Source organism: Vibrio sp. YT-19(2023) (assembly GCF_033337395.1).
Map to the genome: position 1 here is coordinate 1 of NZ_JAWOQN010000337.1, position 815 is coordinate 815.

Consider the following 815-nt stretch of genomic DNA (forward strand, 5'->3'; position numbering starts at 1 on the left):
TGGACTTAGGTTTTACACAATTACGAAACCGAGTCCTGATGGGATCAATGCACACAGGCCTAGAAGAGCACAAGGAAGGATTGCAAAAGCTCGCCGCGTTTTATGAAGAGCGCGCGAAAGGTGGCGTCGGGCTTATCGTGACCGGCGGTTTTTCACCGAATTTACGCGGTCGTCTGCACCCTTTAAGTGCGGAGTTTAGTAAGCCAAAACACGCAAAGGCGCACCGAGTAGTTACCGATGCCGTGCACAAGCATGGTGGCAAAATTGCACTACAGATTTTACATGCTGGGCGTTACGCGATGCACCCGTTTGCGCAGAGCGCCTCTGGCATTAAAGCGCCGATCGCGAAGTTTGCGCCGAGTGAAATGAGCGAGCGTCAGATCAAAAAGACCATCGATGCATTTGCCAACAGCGCTGAACTCGCTCAACTTGCCGGTTATGACGGCGTGGAATTAATGGGCTCAGAAGGTTATTTGATCAATCAATTCCTTTGTAAGCGCACCAATATGCGATATGACGATTGGGGCGGCAGTTACAAAAAACGCATGCGCTTCCCGTTGGAGATAGTGAAAGCTGTACGTAAAGCGGTGGGTGAGAAGTGCATCATCATTTTCCGTCTTTCGATGCTGGACCTCGTCGAGCAGGGCAGCACGTTCGAAGATGTGATTGAATTAGCCAAAGGATTGGAAGACGCGGGCGTCACCATTATCAACACTGGTATTGGTTGGCATGAAGCACGTATTCCGACCATTGCAACGCAAGTACCTCGCGGTGCATTTACATGGGTAACCGAGAAGGTGAAACCGCACGTTTCT

1 pseudogene is annotated in these 815 nt (G+C 50.6%); it reads left to right on the forward strand.

From position 1 onward, the window contains the following. Positions 1–815, forward strand: a pseudogene (locus tag R7E78_RS25760) (2,4-dienoyl-CoA reductase FMN-binding domain-containing protein); the annotation flags it as partial.